The organism is Streptomyces sp. NPDC058284 (assembly GCF_042881135.1).
GTDB lineage: Bacteria > Actinomycetota > Actinomycetes > Streptomycetales > Streptomycetaceae > Streptomyces.
Genome location: NZ_JBHVYE010000004.1, coordinates 326349 through 351698, shown reverse-complemented (window position 1 = coordinate 351698; position 25350 = coordinate 326349). Strand labels below are relative to the sequence as shown.

The window sequence follows — 25350 nt, the reverse complement described above, 5'->3', positions numbered from 1 at the left end:
GCGCGTCAGAACGTCAGGGCGTAGCTGATCCCGGGACTACCGGAGAGCCGGACCTCGCCGACCGGCTCGAAGCCGGTGCGGGCCAGCACGGCTCGGGAGGCCGGGTTGTCGTGCGTCGTCGCGGCGCGCAGTCCCGTCAGCCCGTAGGTGGTGACGGCGAGTTCGCAGACCTGTCGGACGGCCCAGGTGGCCAGGCCCCGGCCCGCGGCCTTCTCCGCGATCCGGTAGCCGAGGTCGGCGCGGCCGTCCGCCACGTCGACCAGGTTGACCCGCCCGACGACCTCACCGCCGTCTCCCACCAGCACGTGGAAGTAGCAGATCCCGGCGTCCTGTTCGGCGATGAGTGCGCGCAGGCGGTCGTCGAAGTCGCGGAAGTAGGCGTCTGTGCGGTCGGGCACCGAAGCGGCGAAGTAGGCGCGGTTCGTCTCCTCGAAGGAGAGCAGCGCGGGCGCGTGGTCGGGGCGAAGGAGCTGGATGTCGGGGGTTGTTACGGGCGTGGGCATGGCAGAACCTTACGAACTCCGCCACCGGGGCTCGACTGCATTTCGCGGGCCGAGCGAGCGGGCGCCGAGGTATGGAGGGAGCACTCCGGGGCAGACGGGCCGGGATGTTGACGGCGGTGGCGTCAGAGGCGCTGGCGCCGGCGCCGGCGGGGAAGTTGTCTGAGGTATGGACGTCTGAGGTGCAGACGTCTGACGTGTAGATGTCCGAGGTGCGGGTGTCTGACGTGTAGATGTCTGAGGTGCGGGTGTCCGAGACGCAGACGTCTGACATGTAGACGTCTGAGATGCATATGTCTGAGATGCAGACGTCTGAGATACAGGAGGCTGCGTGTTCGACGGCTTCGAGTTGATGCGGTGTGAGGGCGACGGCGTTCGCCTGAGGGTGCGGCACGGCGGCAGCGGCCCGCCGGTGCTGCTTCTGCACGGTCATCCGCGCACGCACGCGACCTGGCACCGCGTGGCCCCGCTGCTGGCCGCGGCCGGTCACACCGTGGTCTGCCCCGACCTGCGGGGCTACGGCGAGTCGGACAAGCCGCCGACCGACGAGCTGCATCGCCCGTACTCCAAGCGCGCCATGGCCGACGACTGCCTGGCGCTCATGCGCCGGCTCGGGCACGAACGGTTCGCCGTCGTCGGGCACGACCGGGGCGCGTACGTGGCCACCCGTCTCGCCCTTGACCATCCCGAGGCCGTGTCCGCCCTCAGTGTGCTCGACGCCGTCCCCATCTGGGAGGCGCTGCGACGCCGCGTTCGCCGCGAGTTGGTGGCACTGGTTCTTCCTCGGCCAGACCGACAAGCCCGCCGAACGCGTCATCAACGCCGACCCCGACGCCTGGTACAAGGCCACCCGCGAGCAGATGGGCGCCGAAGCGTACGAGGACTACCGGCGCGCGATCCACGACCCGGCCACCGTGCACGCGATGTGCGAGGACTACCGGGCCGGTCTCGGCATCGACCGGGAGCACGACGACGCCGACCGGCGGGCCGGCCGGCGCGTCGGCTGTCCCCTACAGGTGCTGTGGGCCACCCGCGACGACATGACCGACCTCTACGGTGACGTGCTGGGCGTCTGGCGCGACTGGGCGGGCGGCCGACTGGAGGGCGGCCCCATCGCCTCCGGGCACCACATCGCCGAGGAGGCGCCCGAAGCACTCGTCGTCGCGCTCCGGGAGTTCTGGCGGTGACCGAAGGCCGGGGGCAGGTGTACGACCGGGAGAACTAGCGCGTCTGCAGGGCCCCGCCCGTCCACGCTGCGCGCAGCGCCTTCTTGTCCACCTTGCCGACCTTCGTCGTCGGCAGCCGGTCGAGCAGGACCGTCTTGCGGGGCGTGTACAGCTCGCCCAGCTCGGCGGTCACCGCCGCGCCGACCGCGTCCGGGTCCACGTCGGCGTCCTCGGCCGTGGCCAGGAAGATCTGCACGGCCTCGCCGTACTCCTCGTCCGGCACGCCCAGCGCCGCAGCGTTGCGCACACCGGGCAGCGTGAGCAGGAAGTCCTCAAGGACGCGGGAGTAGACGTTGTCGCTGGTGCTGCCGGTGACGATGATGTCCTTGGCCCGGTCGACGAGGTAGAGATACCCGTCGGCGTCGAGGTAGCCCATGTCGCCGGTGCGCAGCCAGCCGTCGCGCAGCGCCTCCGCGGTGCGCTCGGGGTCCTCGTAGTAGCCGAGCATGACCGTCTCGCCCCGGACGCACACCTCGCCGACCTGCCTGGCGGGCAGCGCCTCCGTGCTGCCCTCGCCCCGGATCTCGATCTGGACGTCGGCGATGGCGCGACCGCAGCTGCGCCAGAGCTCGGGCCGCTCGGCGCCCGCCGAGGCGATCTCCTCGGCGCCGTACGCGGCGATGCCGAGCGCCTCCGACTGCCCGTAGCCCTGGCTGAGTACGGGGCCGAAGAGCTCGACCGTCTGCTGCAGGCGGCTGGGCGAGGAGGCCGCGCCGCCGACGGCGATCCGGCGCAGGTCGGGAAGTGCGCCGGGGACGCACTCCGGGTGGTCGAGCAGCGCGTACAGCATGGGCGGTACGAACATGGTGGCGGTGATCCGCTCATCGCGCAGCACCTGAAGCGCCGCGCCCGCCTCGAACTCGGGGAGCACGACGAGGACGGAACCCGTCACCAGCGCCTGCAGCGAGGTGAGATGGCCGCTGCCGTGGGTGAGCAGCGTCGCGGCGAGCACTCGGTCCGTGCCCTCGGACATGGCAGGGAAGACCGAGGGTCCTGAGCCCTCCGAGCCGTCCCCCACCAGGTGCGTCAGCACGTCGTAGAGCCGGTGGCTGTGCGCGGCGAGCTTGGGGCGTCCCAGGGTGCCGCCGGTGTAGAGGACGGTGACGGCCTCGTCCGGCTCGGGGGCGGGCACGCCCTCGGGGCGTTCCGTGGGGCACTCGGCCGCCACGGCCAGCAGGTCCGTGCACCGCTGTGCACAGGGGCCGAGGCTGAGCAGCACGGGTGCGTGGACGCTGCGGCCGGCCGCGTCGGCCGCCCGGTCGGCGAAGAGCGGGTCGGTGACCACGGCGCGCGCCCTGGACTGCTCGACCAGCGCGGCGAGTTCGCCCGGCCCCGGCTCCGGCGGCAGGAACACGACGCGGCAGCCGATGAGATGGACCGCGAGCTGCACCAGGACGGAGTCCACGCGGTTGGCCAGGAACAGTCCCACTCCGTCGCCGGGCCCGAGCCCCTGCCGACGAAGGGCGTGCCCCAGGCTGAACAGCCGCCGCCGAGCCTGCCCCCGGGTCAGCCGCTGCGCACCCTGGACGAGCGCCTCGGCGTCCTCGTCCTCGTGCCAGTGCTCCAGGATCTGGTCCACGTACGTCCGCGGCTCGAATGTTTCCCGTGCGTTAACGATCATGAACATATGCAAACATGCCCGGCCGGAGTCGCGGCGTCACGGGGGGCGACTTCGGCCATCGACCGGCGGAGTATTATGCCCCGGCTTGAGGCGGTCGGTCGGCTCGGCGGGAGCCGGCGGGGAGAGCGGCTGCTAGCGTCCGGCCACGTGAACGACAGCGTGTATGTGGGCAACGCGGGCAAGGATGCCGCACTCGACCGGGGCTGGGTCCTGGGGCATTTCAAGGAACCCGGCGATCCGCGGCACAGCGAGGCCGTGGAGATCAAGTGGGGTGTCCACCCCAAAGGCGATGAGCGCTTGCGGTGGGTGGAGGGCGAGGAACGCACGGCCCTCCTGGTCCTCATCAGCGGCCGCTTCCGCGTGGAACTCCCCGGCCGCAGCGTACTTCTGGAGCAGCAGGGCGATTACGTCGTGTGGGGGCGCGGGGTCGACCACTCGTGGATCGCGGAGGAGGAGTCGGTGGTGCTGACCGTTCGGTGGCCGTCCGTGCCCGGTTACGCGGTACCGGAGGACGAAGCCGAGGCGCGACCGCTGCCCTGACCCGGGGCAGCAATCATGACGACTGGAAATGGCCGCTTACCCAAGTGGTGGAGCGGTCGACCCGAGGCGGAGGCGCCGGGTCGACCGCTCTTCGGCAGGCGCTACGAGGCGTCCCGCACCGTTCCGGTGACCACCGGGCCCGGCTGTGGCTCCCACCTCTCGTTGTAGACGTAGAGCTGAGCCTTCAGGGATTCGGCCGGTTCCCGCACCCGGTCCTTGACGGTGGGTACGCGCACCTCGGCGCTCTTCTTCCCCGCCGGCACGGTCAGGAACAGGCCCCCGTCCGGGCCGTTCCCCACCTTGGACAGCGGCCGCTCCGGACGCGGCGACACACCGAACTGCTCCTTCAGCCAGCGCGGGTCCACGTCCAGGGTGGACAACTCCTTGCCGCTTTCGACCGGTTGGAAGGAGAGGCTGGCCGTCACGTCCAGATCGACGGGCTCGGACAGCGTCATGCGCCAGGTCAGCGACTTGCCCTCGGTGACCCGGTCCGCGACGGGCTTCAGCGTGACCTTCGGCATCGGGTCGTCGTTCCGGGCCGTCACCCCGCCGTGGTAGGAGCCGACGACCGCGCCGCGCACCGCCTTGACGAGCGTGTCGTGTGCGACGTCGGCGCCCCAGCGGGTGTTGCCGCGCACCTCGACCGGCACGTCGACACGCTCACCCGCACGCACCGTCACCGTGCGGGGCGCCGCCCCGCCCTCGGCGGGGTCGAGCGGGAAGAGCCGGACCTGGCCGCTGCCCTTGCCCGAGACGGACACCGGCACGCGGTAGGTGCGCACGCCCGAGTCGCCTTCCTCGACGGTCAGTCGGCCGATGTCGACCCGCGGCAGCTCGGCGGGCCGCACCGCGGGGGTGCCGGGGCGCCAGCCCCAGGCGTCCATCAGCCACGCCTTGCCGGAGCCGGTGCGCGGGGTGAGTTCGAGGGACTTCACGTGCTTGAGGTCCAGCTTGCCCCGGACCGCCGCCGACAGCGGTACCCGGACCTCGCGCCCCCAGTAGGAAGCGGTCCGGTCGCTGCCCGGCAGTCCGTCGACCCGGACCCCGCCGAGCTTCGCCCGTCGGCCCGAGGCGTCGACGAGGGACACGTCGAGGCGGGTCCCCGTGGTGTTGGGCGGAACGATCACCCGCAGCGCCACGTCCTTGGCCTTCGCCAGGGAGACCGGGCGCGCCGGACTCACCCGCACCGGTGAACCCGCCCGCGACCAGCTCATGGCCACGGCGTCACGGCCCGGTTCCGGGGCGACCTCCCAGCGGGCGAAGTGCGGTGAGGACCCGGACGCCCCGTCAGGCAGGCAGGCGTGGGCCGCGTCCGCGGCCACCTGGGCGCACACCCGGCCGCCCGTGACCTTCGTCGAGGAGTCCGGCAGCAGCGCCCCCGTGCGGTGCGCGCCGACGGCGTGGGTCAGCACCCGCGCGGGGCCCGCCGAGGGGGCGCGCCGGTCCGAGCCGTCGAGGAGGGGACGTACCCGGTCGTCGCCCGCGACGAACAGCCGGGCCGCCGCGGCTATGTAGGTGGCGCCGGCGGCCTGCTGCTGCGAGGCGGTCAGCCGGGTCGCGGTGCCCTTCGAGCAGACCGGGTCGGAGCCGCCCTCGGAGGAGAAGTCGTCCTCGGCGGGCGCGGTGGCCTGCCCTGGGGTCCACTCGCTGTTGAAGAAGTTGTGGTTGGCGCCGACCACGTAGGCGGCACTGTGCAGGGCGGCGCCGCGGCTGACGCCGCGCGTGCCGTCGACGTAGATCTCGCCCTGCAGATCGGACACGTCGCCGTCGCAGCCCGGCAGGATCGTCGTGGAGGGGACGTCGGGGACCGGGTTCTGCCCGAAGACGGTGGGGCCTATCAGGACGTTGCCGCGTATCTTCCAGCGCACCGGTCCGCGGTACCCGTCCTGGTCGGCGGGCGGTCGGTAGAGGCTGTCCAGCGCGGCGCGGTTGACGCCTTCGCCACCCCGGGAGTGTCCGACGAGGAGGACGCGGGACAGGTCCGCCGGTGCGACGGCGCGCACCGCGGCCGGGGCGGTCGACCGCTTGTCGGCCCACTGTGCCCAGCGGGCGAGGTGCAGCCGCACCAGCGACGAACGGGCCTGCGCGCCACCGTCCTCGGCGACGTCGTCCTGGCCGTTGATGCCGTTGGCTGCGATGGACACCGTGACGTACCCCTGCGAGGCCAGGAGCTTCTGGGCGCGCAGGTAGCCCGCGTGGCTCGGCACCGGCTTCGTACCGCCCGTGCAGGGCCAGCCCATGCCCTCCCCGTCCCCCGCGCCGTAGCAGGTGTAGTGGCGGCCGTGCAGGAAGAGGGCCAGCGGCCGCTTGCCGGGCGCGTCGGCGGGGCCGACCACCTTGGCCCGCATCTCCACCGGGGCCGGGAACCCGGGCAGGCGTACCGACTTGAGCGCGTACTCACCCGTGACGGTGCGGTAGCGGCCCGGGACTCCGGGGTCGACCTTGTTCGCGGGCGGAAGCGCCGCGGAGCCCGTCGGCGGCGCGGCGAGGCGACCGCGCGACCGCTCGTCGGCCCCGGCCTCGTCCAGGCGGCGTCCTGCCGCAAGTACCTTCAGCTTCTTGGCGTCACCGAGGCGCGCGCCGTTCAGCGGCAGCCGGAACGAGCGTCGGTCCCGCGCGGCCACGGGGTGGCCGAGGAGCTTGTCGCCCGAGTAGAACTCGATCCGAGCGTCCCCCATGGGCACGGGGTCGGGCGAGGCCCACACGAGCTGTTCGCCCGCGCCCTCACCGGTCAGCCGCCAGCCCTCCGGCAGGCCCTTGCCGTCACTCCCGGCCGACGCGGGCGCCGGAGGCGGGGAGCCGGCGGTCGGCCCGGCCTGCGCTGCGCCCGGCGAGACCGCCGCGAGCGCGAGCACCGCCAAGGCCGTGGTCGCCACGCGTGCGACACCTCTCAACGTGGTCCTCCTCGTCATCACACACATCAGGGCGCACGGACGAACTCATGTGCCCCGCTTACTCCTTCGATGACGGAAAACGATGGCCATGAGTTGCCTCTCGGTACCCATGGGCAGCACGCGCGAGCAAAAATCACGGGCAGCGAGAGACGGGTGACGCACAGGAGAGGGGCGCGCCACGGGAGCCCCCTGCCCGAGGCGGGGGGACTGCCTGCCAGGATGCGGTCATGCACATCTACGAAGAGCGGCTGAGCGTGCCCCGCTCCTGGTGGGGACTGATCGCGCTCGGCGGGGCGGGGTTGGCGGTGGGGGCGATGCCTTTCGGCGTGTTCGCCGCGGTCACGGTGGCCGCGGTCGGCATCGCGGTGTCCGCCGCGATCGTGCACGTACACGGCAGTGTGCGCATCCTCGTGACGCCGGGCTCCCTCGTCATCGGCAAGCGGGTCATTCCCATCGAGGCGCTCGGCACGACGGAGATCCTCGACGAGCGCGAGGCCTTCGAGTGGCGCACGGTCAGGGCGAATCCGTACGCGCTGCTGCTCCTGCGTTCCTACGTCCCGACCGCGCTGCGCATCGAGTTGCGCAACTCCTGGGGAGGCGCGCCGTATGTCTATGTGTCGACACGGCAGCCGATGAACCTGGCGGCCGTGCTGGCGTTCTCGCGCGGCTGACCGGCGCGCCGCCGCCTCGCCCTGGACCGGAGCGCCGGCCGACCGCACGCTGGTTTTCGTGATCACACCAGCGACTGACTCCGTGGCCGGATCCCCCTCCCCCCTCCCCTGGTACGCGCGGCCTGCCTCCCGCGCGTGGACGTGCGCCCCGCCTCCGCCGGGCGCCCGGGACTTCCACCTTTCACTGCCCGGGTACGCACCGACCGCACTGCGCGAACTACCCGCGCTCGCACGGGAGTTGTCGGTGGCGAGGGTCTTCGTCAAGGACGAGTCGACGCGCCTCGGCCTGCCCGCCTTCAAGGCGCTGGGCGCCTCCTGGGCGATCCACCACATCCTGACGCGCGACGCGAACGACGCGTCAGGGACCGTCGACAACCGGCCGCTGCGACTGGTCACCGCCACCGACGGCAATCACGGCCGGGCCGTGGCCCGCACGGCCGGGCGGCTCGGTCTGCGGGCGCACGTCTTCGTCCCGGACGGCGTGCACCCGGAGGCGGTGACCGCCATCGAGGGCGAGGGCGCAGAGGTCACGCGGGTGTCCGGGTCGTACGACGCGGCGGTGCGGGCGGCGAAGGACGCGGCCGTGACGCCCGGCGCGGTGCTCGTCCAGGACATGGCGTGGGACGGCTACGAGGAGATCCCGGCGCTGGTCGTCGAGGGGTACGCGACCCTGTTCACCGAGGTGGACGCCCAACTGGGCGCCGCGGGCGTGGAGTCGCCCAGCCTGGTCGCCGTCCCGGTGGGGGTGGGGTCGCTCGCCCAGGCGGCCGTCACGCACTACCGCGGCGGACGGACCGCGGGCCCCCGGTCCGGTGGAGCCTCTCCGTCCCTGCTGTCGGTGGAGCCGGTGGGAGCGGCGTGCGTACTGGAGAGTCTTCACGCGGGACGGCTCACGAGCGTGCCGACCGACGTCACGGTCATGGCCGGGCTGAACTGCGGCACGCCCTCCACCCTCGCCTGGCCCGTGCTCCGCGACGGCCTCGACGCGGCGGTCGCCGTCACGGACGCCGGCAGCATGTCGGCCGCGCGCGACCTGGCGGCCCTGGGAGTCTCGTCCGGTCCGTGCGGCGCCGCCGCCCTGGCCGGGGTGCGCGCCGCACTCACCGGCCGGGGCAGTGATGGCCGCCGCACCGCGCTCGGGGTCGGCCCCGAGGCGGCTCTCGTACTGATCAGCACCGAGGGCGCGACCGCCGACACACGGCAGCCGGAGGGCCGGACGCGGCACCAATACGTACAAAAATGACGTATTCAGCGATGATTTCCAGTCGATGCAGATCGTCGAAGCCTGAACCAATTTGCGGTTTCCGCAGGTCAGTGGATAGTTCTTGGTTATACCACTGCCAGAAGTCCATATGCTGGACAGGTGGTACGGGGCCACCTCCACCGCTCCTGAGCTGCCCGAACGGGCGTACTAACACCGCTCACCGGACCGGCACATCCGGAAATCGACCATCCGCATGGCATTCACTCTCCGCACCGGTAAGACTCCTCACCGCAGTCATCACCAACCGAATCGATCGAAGGAGAGTCCACCATGCGTCGCACCCTCAAGGCCGTAGGAGCAGCCGCGGCAGCGGCCACCTGCGTCCTCGCCGCGACAGCAGGCACCGCGCAGGCCGAGGCCCCGAAGACCATGAGCCTCTACGCGCCGTCAGCCCTGGTGTTCACGGTCGGCCAGGGCGAGGACGCCGGCTCCGCCACGGTGGAGCGCGCCGTGACACTCACCTGCGCGCCGCGCCCCGGGGGCAGCCACCCCGCGGCGGCGGCCGCGTGCGCCGAACTGAACCAGGTCAACGGTCAGTTCACCGCGCTGGTCGGCTCCTCGTCCGACGCCATCTGTACCAAGGAGTGGCAGCCGGTCACGGTGACCGCAGCCGGCGTCTGGAACGGCAAGCACGTCGCCTGGTCCAAGACCTTCGCGAACCGGTGTGAGATGAAGGCTGGTCTCGGAGAGGGTGTCGCACTGACCTTCTGAGGGACCAGACCCTGAACCACACTCAGGGGAGTCCCGGTGACCTTTCGTGGGGGAAGGCGGCCGGGACGCGGGGCGGCCCCCGGTGTCGGGCGACACCGGGGGCCGTAGTGTTCCCCCCCACGCGCACCCGCAGCTACGACGTGGCCTGAGCGCCCGGTATCCGGCTGTCCCTGTTCAGCTCGCCGAGTCTGCTCAGGACGCGGGCACGCAGCAGCTCGTACTCCTGGCGGCAGCGGCGGATCTCCGGCGGCCGGACGACGGGGACGCCGTCCGTGACGGTCTCCCCCGGCAGGAACTGGCCGCGGGTGAGGTCGATCTCGCATCCCGAGGCCAGGCGGTTCCACCAGTGGTACCCCGTCCGCTCGCCGTCGACATGGACCTCGCCCAGGAGCAGCTCGCCCCCCAGCAGGTCGTTCAGGACGAGCGCGGTGACGCCGCACTGGTCCCTCTCGGGGTTGTCCGGGGGCCAGCTCTCGCCGGAGCCGGGGTCGGCCGTGTCCGCGCCCCAACTGCCGCGCAGGGCCGCCTCGATGTCGGTGAGTCGCAGTGGTGTCATGCCGACCACCCTCGCATCCACCACTGACAATCCTCAGTACGGCCGGTCGCCCGCGATGGCGACGCGCTCCGCGACGCGGCAGTGCGGGGCGTAGTCGTCGACGGCGTAGTGCTGGGTGGCGCGGTTGTCCCAGAAGGCGACGTCGCCCCGCTGCCAGTGGAAGCGCACCTGGTACTCCGGCACATGGGCCTGGCGCACCAGGTAGCCGAGCAGGCGGTCGCTCTCCTCGCGGTCCATGCCCACGATGTGCGTGGTGAAGGAGGTGTTGACGAAGAGCATCCGCCGCCCGGTCTCCGGGTGCGTGCGCACCACGGGGTGAGTGACCGGGGGGAAGCGGTCCTGGAGCGGGGCGAGCTTGTCGGGACCGTAGAAGCGGGCGAAGCCGGGGATGAAGTCGTGCACGGCGTACGCGCCGTCGATGCGTGCCTTGACGGGGTCGGGAAGGTTGTCGTACGCGACCGCCATGTCCGCCCACATCGTGTCCCCGCCGAACGGCGGCACCTCGTGCAGCTGCAACACCGCACCCAGCGCGGGGCGTTCACGGAAGGTGACGTCCGCGTGCCAGACGTTCTCGTAGGTGGGCGTGGCGCTGCCGCCCTTGTCGAAACGGACGACGTCGTCGGCGGAGCCGCGGGCGAGCAGGGGGTTGGTCTCCAGGTCGCCCCAGTTGAGGGCGAAGGCGCGCTGCTGCTCGGAGGTGATGCGGGCGCCGCGGAAGAAGAGGACCTTCCACTCGAGGAGGGCGCGGTTCAGCTCCTCGCGCAGGGCGGGCGTCAGGGGGCGCGCGAGGTCGACGCCACGGATCTCGGCGCCGATGACGCGGCCCTGCGGCACGACGTCGAGGAGTTCGTAGGGGCGCTCCTGCCAGTCGTCGGGCAGGCGGCGCAGCGTACGGCGGCCCTCGTACATGCCGTCGGCGGGGACGCGGGCTTCGCGCAGAGCTGCGGGCAACGGAGTCTGCGGTGCGGCAGTCATGGGATGTGATCCTTCACAGGGCGGAAACGGGCGGACGGCCGTGCGGAGCGGGGACTCCGTACAGCTAGCGGCCCGATCGCTCGCACCCGCGCCGCCACGGGACGTTGAACGTCCGTACCGCGGCGGTCAGGTGCTGGATCATGGTCGTCATTGTGGGGCGCCGGCCGCTGCGGGTCAACCGTCCGCTGACGGCGCCCGTGGCGACCGGCGGCCACCGGTTCAGGCCTGTCGCTCCTGCCGGGGCTTGCGCAACACTCCTCCGTACTCGTATATCCCCTTGCTGGACTCGGTCGTGCCGAGGAACGGGGCCAGGTCGGGGTGGACCGGGGCGAGCGGCGGCTGGTCGGGGTCGGGGCGCCAGTCGACGAGGTTGACCACGCCGGGCTCCACCGGTTCGAGTCCTTCGAGCAGTACGTCAACCTCGGCGGGCGTGCGGGTCTGCCAGGGCACGCCGCCGCCTGCGATGTGCGCGGTCATCGCCGCTCCGCGCTCCGGGTCGTCGGCGACGACCTGCGAGAAGCTCAGATGGCTGCCGGGCGCCGCGCGGTCGATGATCGTCCGCAGGATGCGGGCCGGGTCGTCGGCGTCGGTGAGGTGGTGCCCCACGGAGAGGAAGAGCACGGCGACCGGCTCGTCGAAGTCGATGAGGCGCGCCACGTCGGGGTGTTCCAGGATCGCCTCCTGGTCGCGCATGTCACCCATGATGACCGTCGTGGACGAGTCGTCGGCGAGCAGGGCGCGGCCGTGCGCGAGAACGATCGGATCGCTGTCGACATAGACGACGCGGGCGTCGGGGGCGAAGCGCTGGGCGACCTGGTGGACGTTGTCGTCCGTGGGCAGTCCGCAGCCCATGTCGATGAACTGGCGGATGCCCGCCTCGCGCGTCAGATAGCGCACCACGCGGAAGAGGAATTCGCGGTTCTGTCGGGCGATGTCGACGACCTCGGGGAACGAGGGCACGGTGGAGAGGATGAACTTCCGGTCCACCTCGTAGTTGTCCTTGCCGCCCAGCATCCAGCCGTAACCGCGCGCCGAGGTCGGCACGTCATAGGGAATCGACATCGTCTCGGGCTGGTTCTCACTCTCCACGGCGCGTTCTCCACCTCTCCCACGACATGTACGGAACGTGTTCCTGCGGCGACACTATCCGGTGATCCACGTTCGGGTGAACCTACTGGCGAATCTCCAACACACTTGCGGGGAAAGACGGTTGGCGGTTGCCGCGGTCCCCGTGTGCGTCCTGGGCAGCGGTACGCGCTGTGGCGTGTCCCACCCGCCGCCCCCCGGGCGCTCCGGATGACGGATGATCGTGGCGAGAGCCATCCGCACCACCGGACCCGTACCACCCAGAGAGGACCTCCCCATGGAAGACCGCTTCGACGTCGTCGTGCTCGGAGCAGGACCCGGCGGCTACGTTGCCGCCATCCGCGCCGCCCAGCTGGGCAAGCGGGTGGCAGTCGTCGAGGAGAAGTACTGGGGCGGTGTCTGCCTCAACGTCGGCTGCATCCCGACGAAGGCGCTGCTGCGCAACGCCGAGCTCGCCCACCTCTTCACGCACGAGCAGAAGACGTACGGCATCAAGGTCGACGGGCAGGTGTCCTTCGACTACGGCGAGGCGTTCAACCGCAGCCGCACGGTCGCGGACGGCCGGGTCAAGGGCGTCCACTTCCTGATGAAGAAGAACGGCATCACGGAGTTCGACGGCCGGGGCACCTTCCTCGACGCGAACACGCTGCGGGTCGCCAAGTCCGACGGCACGACCGCCACGATCGGCTTCGACAACTGCATCATCGCCACTGGTGCCACGCCGCGTCTGCTGCCCGGCACGAGCCGCAGCGAGCGGGTCGTGACGTACGAGGAGCAGATCCTCGCCGACACGCTGCCGCGCTCCATCGTGATCGCGGGCGCCGGCGCCATCGGCATCGAGTTCGCGTACGTCCTGCACAACTACGGCGTGAAGGTCACCATCGTCGAGTTCCTGGACCGTGTCGCGCCGCTGGAGGACGCGGACGTCTCCAAGGAGCTGGCCAAGCAGTACCGCAAGCTCGGCATCGACGTCATGACCTCGACCCGCGTCGAGTCGATCGACGAGTCCGGCGAGCAGGTCCGGGTGACGGTCACGGGCAAGGACGGCAAGGAGCAGGTCCTGGAGGCCGACAAGGTCCTCCAGGCGATCGGTTTCGCGCCGAACGTCACCGGCTTCGGTCTCGAGGCGACGGGCGTGGCGCTCACCGAGCGCGGCGCGATCGACGTCGACGGCCGTTGCCGTACGAACGTCCCGCACATCTACGCCATCGGCGACGTCACCGCGAAGCTGATGCTGGCGCACACCGCCGAGGCCATGGGTGTCGTCGCCGCGGAGACGCTCGCGGACGCCGAGACGATGGAACTCGACTACCCGATGATCCCGCGCGCGACGTACTCGCAGCCGCAGATCGCCAGCTTCGGCTGGACGGAGGCGCAGGCCAAGGAGAAGGGCTTCGACGTCAAGGTCGCGAAGTTCCCGTTCCAGGCGAACGGCAAGGCACACGGCCTCGGCGACACCGTCGGCTTCGTGAAGATCATCAGCGATGACACGCACGGCGAGATCATCGGTGCCCACCTGATCGGCCCCGACGTGACCGAGCTGCTGCCCGAGCTCACCCTGGCCCAGCAGTGGGACCTCACCGTCCACGAGGTGGCGCGCAACGTCCACGCGCACCCGACCCTGGGCGAGGCCGTCAAGGAAGCGGTGCACGGCCTGGCCGGACACATGATCAACTTCTGAGGCGGCGCCGGGCGCCCCGCCGGAACGCGAACGACCGGAATCCGGTGGTTCGAGTGGCGGGGCCGCCCGGTCCGGCCGATGCTGGGCGGAACACGACTGATGTGCCTCGGGGGCGAGGAGAGGCAGTAGCCGATGTTCTCTGCACTGGGCCGATTCGTGGTGCGCCGCCCTTGGTGGATCATTCTGGCGTGGGTGGTCGCGGCCGGCGCGGTGATCTCACTGGCGCCGAAGCTCACCTCCAGCAGCGACGAGGCGAGTTTCCTCCCCCACCACTACGAGTCCATTCGCGCCGCCGATGTGCAGGAGAGGGACTTCCCCCGGCAGCGGAACATCGGCGCGATCATCGTCTTCCAGCGCTCCGACGGCGGGAAGCTGACGGCCGCCGACTCCGCCGACGTCAGACGCGTCTCCAAGGATCTGCAGGACCGGAAGATTCCCCAGGTGCAGGCCATCGTGGTGAGCGGGGTCTCGCCCAACGGGCTCGTGCAGACCTCGGCCGTCGCGATGCCGAAGCTCACCGACCCCGAGGACACCGCGCAGCAGGACGCGGTGAAAGAGCTGCGGGCCGGTCTGAAGCCGGAGTTGAGGGGCACGGACCTGTCGGCCGGAATCACCGGCTCCGCGGCGCAGGCGCTAGACCAGAGCGACGCGTCCGAGCGGGCGGGCCTGCTCGTCGGCGCCGGCACGATCGTCATCATCATCGTGCTGCTGCTCGTCATCTTCCGCAGCCCCATCATCGCGCTGCTGCCCGTGGTCCTCATCGGTCTGATCTCGCCGATGGCGACCGGCCTGATCGCCTCCGCCAACAAGGCCTTCGACATGAAGGCGGACTCCTCCATCCAGCAGCTCCTGACCGTCGTCCTGTTCGGCGTCGGCACTGACTACATCCTGTTCCTGCTCTTCCGCTACCGGGAGGCGCTGCGCGCGGGCGAGGATCCCAAGCACGGCATGGTGTACGCCGTCGAGCGGGTCGGCGAGGCCATCACGTCGGCCGCGGGCGCCGTCATCGTCGCCTTCGCCGCGCTGACGCTGTCCTCGCTCGGCATGCTGCGGTCGATGGGCCCGGCCCTGGCCATCGCCGTGTTCGTGACACTGCTCGCCGGCCTCACCCTCGTCCCCGCGGTGGTCTCGCTCCTCGGCACGAAGGTGTTCTGGCCGTCCAAGTCCTGGCAACAGGAGCCACACGGCACGGGGTTCGCCAGACTCGGGACGTCCATCGCCCGCAAGCCCGCCGTCTGGGCGCTGGTCTCCGCGCTCTTCATGGGCGCGCTCACGCTCGGCGCCCTCGGCTACCAGGCCAACTTCGACCTGGCGGGATCCTCGCTGCCGAAGGACAAGGAGTCGATGGCCGCGCTGGACGACCTCCAGAAGGGCTTTCCCGCGGGCACCACGGACCCGACCTCCGTCTATCTGACGTCCACGACCGACCGCCCCGTCAGCCAGTCCGCGGCCGCCGCCTTCCGCGAGCGGCTCTCCGGCGTCGGCGGGGTGGGTGAGGTCGCGCCCCCGCGCCTCAGCCCTGACCGTACGACGGCCTCGTACTCCGTGATCCTCGCCGACCCACCCGCCTCCGACAAGGCGCTCTCGACCGTCAAGGACCGGCTGCGGCCCGCCGCCCACCAGGACGCGCCGGCCGGGACGCGGGGACTCGTCGGCGGCACCACGGCGGTCTACGTCGACATCAACAAGGCGGTGGACCGCGACTATTCGGTCGTCTTCCCGGTGGCGGCGCTGGCCATCATGGTGATCCTCGGCCTGCTGCTGCGCGGCCTGGTGGCGCCTTGGTACCTGATGCTGTCGGTCGCGCTCGGCTTCGGCGCGACCCTCGGCGCGACCTCGTTGCTCTTCCAGCGGATCGGCGACCAGCCCGGCCTGATGTTCATGCTGCCGGTGATCATGTACTTGTTCGTGGTGGCGCTCGGCACCGACTACAACATCCTCATGGTGTCGAGGCTGCGCGAGGAGGCCCGCGAGGGCCGCAATCCGCACGACGCGGCGGGCACGGCGGTACGCCACTCGGGGCCGACGATCGGTTCCGCGGGCGTGATCCTCGCGGGTACGTTCGCGACGCTGATGCTCGCGGGCAACTCCACGCTCTCCCAGATGGGTTTCTCGCTCTCCTTCGGCATCGTCATCGCCGCGTTCGTCATGGCGCTGATCTTCACGCCGGCGCTGACGGCCCTCATCGGCCATGCCGCGTGGTGGCCCGGCCACGGGGACGAGCAGCGGAAGCGGAACGGGGCCGGGGACGTAGGCCAATTTGCCTCCACGCGAAGAGTGTGAGCACAGAATCCTCCACCCCTCCTGCCGCCATTGCTCACAACCAGAACGAAAATGCAAGTGAAATCGATAAACCGCCGGAAGTCGATAGCCTAGGAAGCGGACGGAAAAGTCAAGTCCATTGACGGGCGGTAAGAAAGCCGCCTATCCGAGGCCTCTACCAGCGACTATTGGGTGTTAGGCTTTCTCGTCGTCCAGGGCTGATCCGCTTTCCCCTGCTTTCCGCAGCGGTACACCATGGCCCTCTCACACCGGAATGGAAGCCGACCTTCCACACCCGTTTCCCGTTCCGGCGAAATGTGTCCACGCCTCGTTCTGGAGCTCTTTCATGTCTACTGACAGCCCCGCTGTCATCTCCCCCGCGCCGGCGGACACGTCCGGCGCCCCGCCCGGCGGCCGTCACCTCGGTCTGGCCCTCTTCGTGATCGCCGCCGCCCAGCTGATGGTGGTGCTCGACGGCACGATCACCAACATCGCGCTGCCCAGCATCCAGACCGCGCTGGACGTGTCCGACGCCAATCTGGCCTGGATCGTCAACTCCTACGCGCTGGCCTTCGGCGGGCTGCTGCTGGTCGGCGGGCGGGCCGGGGACCTCTTCGGACGGCGCCGGATGTTCCAGGTGGGCATCGCCGTGTTCACCCTGGCATCGCTGCTCGGCGGGCTCGCCCCGAACGAGGGCCTGCTCATCGGCGCGCGCATCCTCCAGGGCGTCGGCGCTGCGATCGCGGCCCCCAGCGCCCTGTCGCTGATCGCCACGACGTTCCCCGAGGGCAAACCGCGCAACAAGGCCATGGGTGTCTACGCCGCGATGGCCGGGATCGGCGCCACCGTCGGCCTGCTGCTCGGCGGCGTCCTCACCGACGCCCTCGACTGGCGGTGGGTGTTCTTCGTGAACATCCCCATCGGCCTCGCCGTGCTCGCCGGGACCAGGACGCTCGTCGAGGCCGAGCGGCACCGGGGCCGCCTCGACCTTCCGGGCACCGTCACCGGCACGGGCGGCCTGATCGCCCTCGTCTACGGCATCACGCGCGGCGGCGAACACGGCTGGACCAACGGCCTGACCCTGACCTGCTTCGCCGTCGCAGCCGTCCTGCTCAGCGCCTTCCTGGTCATCCAGAGCCGCGCGGCGGACCCGATGATGCCGCTGCGACTCTTCAAGGACCGCAACCGCTCGGGTTCCTACGCCACGATGCTGTTCATCGGCGCCGGCATGATGGCCACCTTCTACTTCCTCACCCTCTACATGCAGCTGATCCTCGGCTACAGCGCGGTCAAGACCGGCTTCGCCAACCTGCCGTTCAGCCTCGGCATGGGTGTCGCGGCCGCCCTCAGCGCCAAGCTGGTCACCCGCCTCGCTCCCCGGGCGATCGCGGGACCCGGTCTGCTGGTGGCCGCCGCGGGCATGTTCTGGTTCGCCACGCTCACCCCCGACTCGTCGTACGCCGGACATCTGATGCCCGCGATGTTCGTCACCGCGCTCGGCCTGGGCATGGGCTTCGTGCCGATGACGCTGGGCGCGGTCAGCGGGGTCGACCACCAGGAGACCGGCATAGCCTCCGCGCTCCTGAACACCGCCCAGCAGATCGGCGGCGCCCTGGGCCTCGCCGTACTGGCCACCGTCTCCACCTCGGCGGCCAACGACCGGCTCCCCGACGCGGCCGCCTCCTTCTACCGGGGCCTCGCCACCGACGACCACGGCCTGGTGGCCAGGGCGGCCGATGCGCTGACGCACGGCTACACCCTGGCCTTCGTCGGCGCGGGCATCATGTTCCTGGCCGGCCTGCTCGTCACCGGCCTGGCCATCACCGCCGGAAAGCAGGAGATGACCGAAGGCACGGCACCCGTCCACATGGGGTGACCTCCCGCCCGCGACCAGCCGGTTGACGAGTTGCGTCTCCGTCAGCCGGCTGAGGGTGTCCAGTCGCCGAGCCAGTCCGCGGCCTCCTGCGCCGCGGCCTGCGCGTCCGTCAGGTGCGGGCGGTCACCGCTGGGACCGCCCGCACCCGGACCGCTGTTCCGGTACTCGGCGAAACGGTCGTCCTTCCACGAGAAGCCGCCCATGTCCGTCCAGGGCGCCGCCTTGACGGCAGCGCCGAGCCTGCTGTCGCGGATGGTGGTCTGCGGATCGAGCGCCGCGTCGCCGCCCGCGTGCCACGGCCGGCCGAGGAAGAAGCTCCGCGCGGCCACGCCGCCGTCGATGGTCGACCGGGTGATCAGGAATCCCTTGCGTCCGGCGGCCGTGCTGGGCGCGGTGACGTATCCGGCGGAGCTGCCGTCCCAGCGCTTCTTCAGCGAGAGGACGGACCTGTCGATCACCGCTGTGGCGCGGCCGAAGACGAAGTCGGTGTTGCCGACTACGTAGGAGTCCGTCATGCGGACGCGGCCAGGCCTGTCCTTGGCCGCGGTGTCGAGGAGCAGCGTGTCCTGGTCGCCGCTGACGATGACCGAGTCGAGGCGGACCCGGTCGGCAGCCGTGCGCAGCGCCACCGCCTGCACTCCGTCCAGGTGCTGGTTCCTCGCCTCGTCGAAGTCGTTGGAAACGGTGAGATTGCGGGCCCGGAAGTCATCCGCCTCCACGGCGAAGGTCGCGCTGCCGCTGGTGCCGTACTTTCCCGAGCCGTCCGGCTTCCGCGTTCCTGCGGCGTTCCCGAAGACGACGACGGTGTCCTTGCGGCTGCCGCCCGCCCCTTCGACCGTGACGTGGGGCTTGTCCGACGGGACCCTGACCGTCTCGCGGTACGTGCCGGGCGCGACCTGGATCACCACGCGGGAACTGTTGCCCGCGGGAACGGCGTCGATCGCCTTCTGCACGCTCGTGAACCGGCCACTGCCGTCCTTGGCGACGGTGAGGGCGGCGCGGGTCCGGGGCCCGGCCGTCGCGCCGAGCGAACTCCGCGGCCCGGCGCCGGACTTGAGGAGTGCGGGGACGTCGGCCGCCTTGTCGAGGGTGTAGTCGTAGTACGCCTTCGGATCGAACGCCGTACCGCCGCTCTCGTTGCGTCCGCTCGTGCCGGAGAAGACGTTGCCGCGCTGGACGAGGGCGGCGGTGGTGTCCTTGATGACGGGGTTGTGGACGCCGTCGAAGTAGCTGTTCTCCAGGACCATCTTCGTCCTGCCGCGCGCGTAGTCGCCGTACGACGAGGTGATGTCCGTGCCCGGGTCGTCCTGCAGGTAGTTGTTGTAGAGGTGGGCGTGGGCGACGTTGTCCGTGGAGGGATTGCGCTGCTCGGTCTCGCGGAACCAGTTGTGGTGGATCGTGAGGTCCGCGGTGGTGTTCTCGGTCCAGCCGATGCCGAAGGTCTTGTTGTTGTCGCTGAGCCTGTTCCAGGACACCGTCACGCAGGTGGTGTCCTTGCGGCTGTCGATCAGGCCGTCCGCCATGTGCCGCAGGTCGTTGTGGTCGATCCAGACATGGTGCGCGCCGTCCATCTGGACGGCGTCCCAGTCGTGCTCCTTGTCGTTCCAGACGCCGTGATACGAGTCCCGGATCGTGAGGTTCCGGATGATCACGTTGTGGACGCCCCGACCGAGGAAGAACCCGCCGCCGACGATCTGCCCCGAGGTGCCCGCCCCGACGATCGTCTTGTCCGAGGCGACCTTGATCTCCCTGCCCTTGGGCTCCATGGCGATCGTGGCCGCCACGACGATGACGTACGGCTCGGGGGCGGTCGCGTACTTCTCCAGACCGGCGAGGGTCCGCACGGTGACGGTCCTGCCGTCCCGTCCGCCGTACGTCCCCCGCTGGCCCAGCGCGTCGACCGACGCGAAACCGTCGGCGACGTCGTCGGCCCCGGCCGGCCCGGATGCGGTCGCGGCGGCGGCCCGGCGAGGCGCCGGGGCGTCCTGCCCGGCCGCACCGAGGGCCACACCGAAGGCCGTGCCGTAGGCCAATGTGCCCGCGACGGCGAGCGCCACCGGGACGCCGACCAGCGGGGGAATCCGCCGTTTGCGGTGTCGCGCCGTGCCGTGCAGCTCAGTCATGTGTCGCTTCCTGTCTCTGGGCGTACGTGGGGGGGACCCGCCTCCGTACGGAGGCACTGGCCGCTGATCAGTCGCCGTCGAGCCCCGAAAGGTTGCCGCCCCGCGCGAACCGCGCCGGTGAATCCCTTCGCGTCCCTTCGCGCCAGGAACGCTCCGCCGTCCGTCGATAGGATTTGCGCGTCAGCCCCTTCCGCCACCCCGACCCGGAAATTCCTTCCCGAGGCTGTCGAGAACGCGCCGTCCGCTCCGACGTCCCCTGTGAAAGCCGCCCACCAGGGGCGACGGCGCAGCTGAGGAGCGAAGTCATGAAGTATCTGGTGATGGTCCAGGGATCGCAGGCCGACTACGAGGCGATGGCGGGCAAGCCCTCCACGGACAGACCGGTCTGGAGCGAGAAGGACTTGCAGGCGATGTTCGCCTACATGGGCGAGATCAACAACGACCTCGCCGAGTCCGGCGAACTCATCGACGCGCAGGGACTCACCGAGCCCGCGCGGACCCGCCTCGTCAGCCAGGACAAGGACGGCCGCCCCGTGATCACGGACGGTCCCTACGGCGAGACGAAGGAGGTCCTGGCCGGGTACTGGCTCCTGGAGTGCCAGAGCCTGGAGCGGGTCACCGAGATCGCCCGGCGCGTCATCAGCTGCCCCGGACCCGAGGGCCACGTCGAACCGCCCGTCGTGATCCGGCCGGTCCAGGACGCCTCGGGCGGCGAGTGTTGAGACGTACGACCGAGGTCGAGGACCTGCTGCGACAGCACGCGCCGCAGGTCCTCGGCGCGCTCGTACGCCGGTACGGGCACTTCGGCGCCGCCGAGGACGCCGTACAGGAAGCGTTGCTCGCCGCGGCCCGGCAGTGGCCCGGACAGGGCCTGCCCGACAACCCGCGCGGCTGGCTGATCAAGGTGGCCTCGCGCCGCCTGACGGACCAGCTGCGCGCCGACGAGGCGCGGCGGCGGCGCGAGGAGGACGCTGCGCTGCTCACCCCCCGGGACGCGCTCACCGCTCCCCCGCCGGGCGAGAGCCGCGCCCCGGCGGACGACGACACCCTCACGCTGCTGTTCCTCTGCTGCCACCCGGAGCTGACCCCGGCCGCGCAGGTCGCCCTGACGCTGCGCGCCGTCGGAGGACTCACCACGGCGGAGATCGCCCGGGCGCATCTGGTGCCCGAGGCGACCATGGCCCAGCGGATCAGCAGGGCCAAGGGGAAGATCAGAGGCATGCCGTTCCGGCAGCCGGGCCCCGAGGACCGCGACGCGCGACTCGCGGTCGTCCTCCAGGTGCTCTATCTGATCTTCAACGAGGGGTACACGGCGACATCCGGTGACGCGCTGCACCGCGCGGACCTCGCCAGGGAGGCGATCCGCCTGACGCGCTCCGTGCGCCGTCTGCTCTCCCACGAGGGCACGGTGACGGGCCTGTTGGCGCTGATGCTGCTCACCGAGGCGCGCACCGCCGCACGGACCGGGCCGCACGGCGAGCTGATCCCGCTCGACGAGCAGGACAGGAGCCGCTGGGACCGGCGGGCGATCACCGAGGGAACGGCACTGGTCGAGGAGGCACTGCTCCAAGGCCCGCCGGCCGTCTACCAGTTGCAGGCCGCGATCGCCGCCCTGCACGACGAGGCCCCGAGCGCGGAGGCCACCGACTGGCCCCAGATCCTCGCCCTGTACGACCATCTCGTGCGCCGCACTCCCGAACCCATGGCGGCGCTCGGACGCGCCGTGGCCTGTGCGATGGTGCACGGGCCGCAGGCCGGTCTCGATGCATTGGGCGCCCTGGAGGGCAGGCTGGCGGGCCATTACCGGCTGGAAGCCGTACGCGCGCATCTCCTGGAGAAGGCGGGCGACGTCGAAGGTGCCTGCGCCGCGTACCGGTCCGCGGCGCAGGGCACTCTCAGCCGCCCCGAGGCCCACTACCTGCGGAGGCGCGCCGCCCGTCTGGCACCCCGAGAGGCTTGAAGCCATACCTTGGAGGGATGCAAGAAAACCCGAGGATTGACTTGGGTTTTCACCGTGCACCAAGATCGCTTCCATCCGGGTGACGGCCCGGCGGAGGGCCTTCGACCCTGGAGCCGGACATCCGGCCCCGGTGCGCGGACTCCTTGACACGGCAGGAAAGGTGACGTGTGGAAGCGCTGGAGATGGTGGCTGTCGGGGCCGCCGGTGTCGCGGCCGGCGGGCTCAACGCGGTAGTCGGGTCGGGCACCCTCATCACCTTCCCCACCCTGCTGGCCTTCGGCTTCCCACCCGTGCTCGCCAACGTGTCCAACAACATCGGCCTGGTACCGGGCACGCTGAGCGCCGCGTACGGCTATCGCAGGGAGATGAAGGGGCAGTTCAGGCGCCTGGTGCGGTTCGGCACGGCCTCCCTGATCGGCGGGCTGACCGGCGCCCTGCTCCTTCTGGAGCTGCCCGCCGACGCCTTCCAGGCGGTGGTCCCCGTCCTCATCCTGACCGCATGCCTCCTGGTCCTGCTGCAACCCCGGCTGGCCCGCAGGCTGAAGGACCGCGAGGGCGGCGGAAAGAACGACGGCGGCATCCCGATGTGGTGCGGAGTCCTCGTCACCGGCGTCTACGGAGGATATTTCGGAGCGGCCCAAGGGGTGCTGCTCATGGGCCTGTTCGGGGCCTTCCTCCTGGACGACCTGCAGCGCCTCAACGCCGCGAAGAACGTTCTCGCCTCGCTCGTCAACGGCGTCGCGGCCGTCCTCTTCATCGTGGTGGCCGACGTCGACTGGACGGCCGCCGGGCTGATCGCCCTCGGCTCGACGGCGGGCGGCCTGATCGGCGCGCGCTTCGGCCGGAAGCTGCCTCCGGTGGCGATGCGCGCCTTCATCGTCGTGGTGGGGGTCACGGCTTCGCTGATCATGATCTTGCGATAGGGGCACTGACCGGCAGGGACAGGGATCGCAACGAGGACGCACAGGCGTAACGCAGCTCACACTCAGGAGCCCGCGTCCCGGAAACCCAACCGCATGGTTTATCGTTGAACATGATGTGACCCCGACCGAGATTCCCCCGTCCGGTCGGGGTCGCATTCCAATCCCCGGCCGACGCCCTGCCCCGGCATTCACGCCTTCGAGGGTGAATATGCCAACCACAGCGCGCCACACACGCCCGACCGGCATCATGCGTCCATGGACGGTGCCAAGCCTGTGCAGGTCTTGTTCACGCCCGACGAGTACGCCGCGATTCTGCGCCACGCGGATCATCTCGGGATGCCGGTAGCCGAGTTCGTCCGACGTGCCGTGACCCTCAGGGCCGAGGAGCAGCCCGGTCCGTGCCAGGCGTCCGACAGCCGGCGCGGAGCCGCCGTACCGCCGGTCAAGCGCGGCCTCAATCCGGACGGGACGCCCGCGCTCCAGCGGTTCCTCGACACGCTCGCCGCGTCGTCGGAGCCCGATGGGTGACAGGCGCCCCCAGGGACGTCAGGTGAGGACGATCTCCGGCTCGTAGAGGTCCAGCCAGAGCGCCAGGTCGAGCGTCCGTTCCAGGTCGCGCCGGGAGGCCTGAGTGATCTGCGGCGCATCGCGCTCGGCGGCCCGGGCCGCCTGCTCCCTGTCCACGAGCGCGAAGGCCGGGTGGTCGGGCCGAGCGAGCAGGTCCTTCACGTGCCGCTGGAGAGCGACCGCGTACTTGGGGTCCTGCGTCGAGGGATACGGGCTCTTGACCCGGTCGTACACCGACCGCGGCAGCACATCGGCCGTCGCCTCGCGCAGCAGGGTCTTCTCCCTTCCGTCGAAGGACTTGAGCGACCACGGCGCGTTGTACACGTACTCCACGAGACGGTGGTCGCAGAACGGCACGCGCACCTCCAGGCCGACGGCCATGCTCGCGCGGTCCTTGCGGTCGAGCAGGATGCGTACGAATCGGGTCAGGTGCAGATAGGACATCTTCCGCATCCGGAACTCGAAGTCGCTCTCGCCGTCCAGTCGCTCGATGCCCGCGACTGCGCTCGCGTAGCTGTCCTTGATGTACGCGGGCAGGTCGAGCGCGGCCGCCACCTCGGGGCGCAGGACGCCGGAGTCGTCGCCGAAGTGGTCGGCGAACTTCACCAGCCAGGGGAAGGTGTCGGCCGTGCGCGCCGTCTCGTCGAAGAACTGCAGGTAGCCGCCGAAAACCTCGTCCGCGGACTCCCCGGAGAGCGCGACCGTGGAGTGCTCGCGGATGGCGCGGAACAGCAGATAGAGGGAGGCGTCCATGTCGCCGAAGCCCATCGGGATGTCCCGCGCGCGGATCATCCTGGCGCGCACGTCCGGGTCGGCGAGGGCGTCCGAGTCCAGGACGATGTCACGGTGCTCGGTGCCCGCCGCCTTCGCGACGTCGTGCACGTAGGGGGTGTCGGGCGTGCCGCGCAGTTCGTCGGCGACGAAGTTGTCGGCCTGGCCGACGAAGTCGACGGCGAAGCTGCGTACCGTCTCGCCCGCCTCGGCCAGTTGCCGCGCGGCGAGCGCCGTCATCGCCGAGGAGTCGAGGCCACCGGAGAGCAGCGTGCAGCGCGGTACGTCCGAGACGAGCTGGCGGCGCACGATGTCCTCGAGGAGCTCGCGCACCCTGGCCACGGACGCTTCGCGGTCGTCGGTGTGCGGCCGCGTCCGCAGGGTCCAGTAGACGTGTCGGCGCAGCCCTGAGCGGTCGACGGTGACGACGGTGCCCGGCTCGACCTCGCGCATGCCGTCCCACACGGCGTGACCGGGCGTCTTGACCGTGGCGAACAGCTCCCGCAGGCCGTCCAGGGTGACACGTCGGCGGGCCAGCGGGTTGGCCAGGATCGCCTTGGGCTCGGAGCCGAAGAGGACGCCGTCGGGGGTCTCGTAGTAGTAGAAGGGCTTGATGCCCATGCGGTCGCGGATCATGACGAGCCGGTCGTCGCGGGCGTCCCAGATCGCGAAGGCGTACATGCCGTTCAGCCGCTCGACGAGGGCCTCGCCCCATTCGAGGTAGCCGCGCAGCACGACCTCGGTGTCCGACTCGGTGGTGAACCGGTGGCCGCGGCCGGTCAGTTCACGGCGGAGTTCGGTGTAGTTGTAGGTCTCTCCGGAGTAGACGAGGGCGACAGTGCCGGTCGGTGTCTCGACGGTCATGGGCTGGCGTCCGCCGGGCAGGTCGATGATCGCCAGTCGGCGGTGTCCGAGCCCGGCGGGCCCCCCGGTCCAGGTGCCGCGGTCGTCGGGACCGCGGCAGGACATCGTCTCCGTCATGGCGTCCAGAGTGGTGGACTCGGCCGTCAGATCACGGTCGAAGGAGACCCAGCCGGTGATGCCGCACATGCGCATTCCTTCCGCTTGCCGCACTAGATGTATCTAGCACCTACATCTGCAGCGTGCGCCCGCGAACGCATACGGTCAACGGCCCTGCACGGG

Annotated in this window: 21 protein-coding genes; 13 read left to right on the top strand and 8 right to left on the bottom strand. The window is 70.7% G+C overall.

Annotated features, from left to right (window positions below; all coding sequences use genetic code 11):
* Positions 1-5: 5 nt before the first annotated feature.
* On the bottom strand, positions 6-503 hold the full coding sequence (locus ACFVYR_RS09255; RefSeq protein WP_384252625.1) for a GNAT family N-acetyltransferase: 498 nt from the start codon (positions 501-503) through the stop codon (positions 6-8).
* 349 nt (positions 504-852) lie between these two features.
* Between ACFVYR_RS09255 and ACFVYR_RS09250 the strand changes: the two genes are divergently transcribed.
* Complete coding sequence (locus ACFVYR_RS09250) at positions 853-1560, top strand: alpha/beta fold hydrolase (RefSeq protein WP_384253001.1); 708 nt, start codon at positions 853-855, stop codon at positions 1558-1560.
* Positions 1541-1687: a hypothetical protein gene (locus tag ACFVYR_RS09245; protein ID WP_384252628.1), complete on the top strand. Its 147-nt coding sequence runs from the start codon at positions 1541-1543 to the stop codon at positions 1685-1687. The genes ACFVYR_RS09250 and ACFVYR_RS09245 overlap by 20 nt, the downstream gene beginning before the upstream one ends.
* Before the next feature lie 34 nt (positions 1688-1721).
* Here ACFVYR_RS09245 and ACFVYR_RS09240 read toward each other — a convergent pair whose 3' ends face one another.
* A complete protein-coding gene (locus ACFVYR_RS09240) occupies positions 1722-3347 on the bottom strand; it encodes a class I adenylate-forming enzyme family protein (RefSeq protein WP_384252631.1) in 1626 nt (541 codons plus the stop codon).
* Between the two features lie 147 nt (positions 3348-3494).
* Between ACFVYR_RS09240 and ACFVYR_RS09235 the strand changes: the two genes are divergently transcribed.
* On the top strand, positions 3495-3887 hold the full coding sequence (locus ACFVYR_RS09235; protein ID WP_384252634.1) for a signal peptidase I: 393 nt from the start codon (positions 3495-3497) through the stop codon (positions 3885-3887).
* Between the two features lie 101 nt (positions 3888-3988).
* Here ACFVYR_RS09235 and ACFVYR_RS09230 read toward each other — a convergent pair whose 3' ends face one another.
* Positions 3989-6799, bottom strand: a complete 2811-nt coding sequence (locus tag ACFVYR_RS09230; RefSeq protein WP_384252637.1) for a hypothetical protein — start codon at positions 6797-6799, stop codon at positions 3989-3991.
* 209 nt (positions 6800-7008) lie between these two features.
* Here ACFVYR_RS09230 and ACFVYR_RS09225 point away from each other — a divergent pair, with 209 nt between their 5' ends.
* From ACFVYR_RS09225 to ACFVYR_RS09215, 3 genes are all read left to right on the top strand, one after another.
* Positions 7009-7452, top strand: coding sequence for a DUF3093 domain-containing protein (locus ACFVYR_RS09225; RefSeq protein ID WP_384252640.1), 444 nt, complete (start codon positions 7009-7011; stop codon positions 7450-7452).
* Between the two features lie 61 nt (positions 7453-7513).
* Positions 7514-8695, top strand: coding sequence for a diaminopropionate ammonia-lyase (locus tag ACFVYR_RS09220; protein WP_384253004.1), 1182 nt, complete (start codon positions 7514-7516; stop codon positions 8693-8695).
* 291 nt (positions 8696-8986) lie between these two features.
* On the top strand, positions 8987-9427 hold the full coding sequence (locus ACFVYR_RS09215) for a subtilase-type protease inhibitor (protein ID WP_384252643.1): 441 nt from the start codon (positions 8987-8989) through the stop codon (positions 9425-9427).
* Between the two features lie 133 nt (positions 9428-9560).
* On the opposite strand, the gene ACFVYR_RS09210 is transcribed toward ACFVYR_RS09215, so the two are convergent.
* The 3 genes from ACFVYR_RS09210 to ACFVYR_RS09200 form a co-directional block, all read right to left on the bottom strand.
* Positions 9561-9983: a hypothetical protein gene (locus tag ACFVYR_RS09210; RefSeq protein ID WP_384252645.1), complete on the bottom strand. Its 423-nt coding sequence runs from the start codon at positions 9981-9983 to the stop codon at positions 9561-9563.
* Between the two features lie 33 nt (positions 9984-10016).
* Positions 10017-10892, bottom strand: coding sequence for a TauD/TfdA dioxygenase family protein (locus ACFVYR_RS09205; protein WP_384253007.1), 876 nt, complete (start codon positions 10890-10892; stop codon positions 10017-10019).
* 285 nt (positions 10893-11177) lie between these two features.
* Positions 11178-12047: an SAM-dependent methyltransferase gene (locus ACFVYR_RS09200; protein ID WP_384252648.1), complete on the bottom strand. Its 870-nt coding sequence runs from the start codon at positions 12045-12047 to the stop codon at positions 11178-11180.
* Between the two features lie 274 nt (positions 12048-12321).
* Between ACFVYR_RS09200 and lpdA the strand changes: the two genes are divergently transcribed.
* From lpdA to ACFVYR_RS09185, 3 genes are all read left to right on the top strand, one after another.
* Positions 12322-13725 carry a dihydrolipoyl dehydrogenase gene (gene lpdA / locus ACFVYR_RS09195; protein WP_384252651.1) on the top strand — a complete coding sequence of 468 codons (1404 nt, stop codon included), beginning with the start codon at positions 12322-12324 and terminating at the stop codon, positions 13723-13725.
* A 132-nt stretch (positions 13726-13857) separates the two neighbouring features.
* Positions 13858-16008: an MMPL family transporter gene (locus tag ACFVYR_RS09190; RefSeq protein ID WP_384252654.1), complete on the top strand. Its 2151-nt coding sequence runs from the start codon at positions 13858-13860 to the stop codon at positions 16006-16008.
* Between the two features lie 325 nt (positions 16009-16333).
* On the top strand, positions 16334-17863 hold the full coding sequence (locus tag ACFVYR_RS09185; protein WP_384252657.1) for an MFS transporter: 1530 nt from the start codon (positions 16334-16336) through the stop codon (positions 17861-17863).
* A 41-nt stretch (positions 17864-17904) separates the two neighbouring features.
* On the opposite strand, the gene ACFVYR_RS09180 is transcribed toward ACFVYR_RS09185, so the two are convergent.
* A complete protein-coding gene (locus ACFVYR_RS09180; protein WP_384252660.1) occupies positions 17905-19986 on the bottom strand; it encodes a pectinesterase family protein in 2082 nt (693 codons plus the stop codon).
* A 305-nt stretch (positions 19987-20291) separates the two neighbouring features.
* Here ACFVYR_RS09180 and ACFVYR_RS09175 point away from each other — a divergent pair, with 305 nt between their 5' ends.
* The 4 genes from ACFVYR_RS09175 to ACFVYR_RS09160 all read left to right on the top strand — a co-directional run bounded on the left by ACFVYR_RS09175 (position 20292) and on the right by ACFVYR_RS09160 (position 23397).
* Entirely contained in the window at positions 20292-20708 is a 417-nt protein-coding gene (locus tag ACFVYR_RS09175) for a YciI family protein (RefSeq protein WP_384252662.1), read from the top strand.
* Positions 20702-21946: an RNA polymerase sigma factor gene (locus ACFVYR_RS09170; protein WP_384252664.1), complete on the top strand. Its 1245-nt coding sequence runs from the start codon at positions 20702-20704 to the stop codon at positions 21944-21946. The genes ACFVYR_RS09175 and ACFVYR_RS09170 overlap by 7 nt, the downstream gene beginning before the upstream one ends.
* Before the next feature lie 167 nt (positions 21947-22113).
* Entirely contained in the window at positions 22114-22869 is a 756-nt protein-coding gene (locus tag ACFVYR_RS09165) for a sulfite exporter TauE/SafE family protein (protein ID WP_384252666.1), read from the top strand.
* 255 nt (positions 22870-23124) lie between these two features.
* The gene (locus ACFVYR_RS09160) at positions 23125-23397 is read left to right on the top strand and encodes a plasmid mobilization protein (protein WP_384252669.1); all 273 of its coding nucleotides are present in this window, start codon (positions 23125-23127) and stop codon (positions 23395-23397) included.
* Between the two features lie 18 nt (positions 23398-23415).
* On the opposite strand, the gene asnB is transcribed toward ACFVYR_RS09160, so the two are convergent.
* On the bottom strand, positions 23416-25257 hold the full coding sequence (gene asnB, locus ACFVYR_RS09155; RefSeq protein ID WP_384252671.1) for an asparagine synthase (glutamine-hydrolyzing): 1842 nt from the start codon (positions 25255-25257) through the stop codon (positions 23416-23418).
* Between the last annotated feature and the right edge of the window lie 93 nt (positions 25258-25350).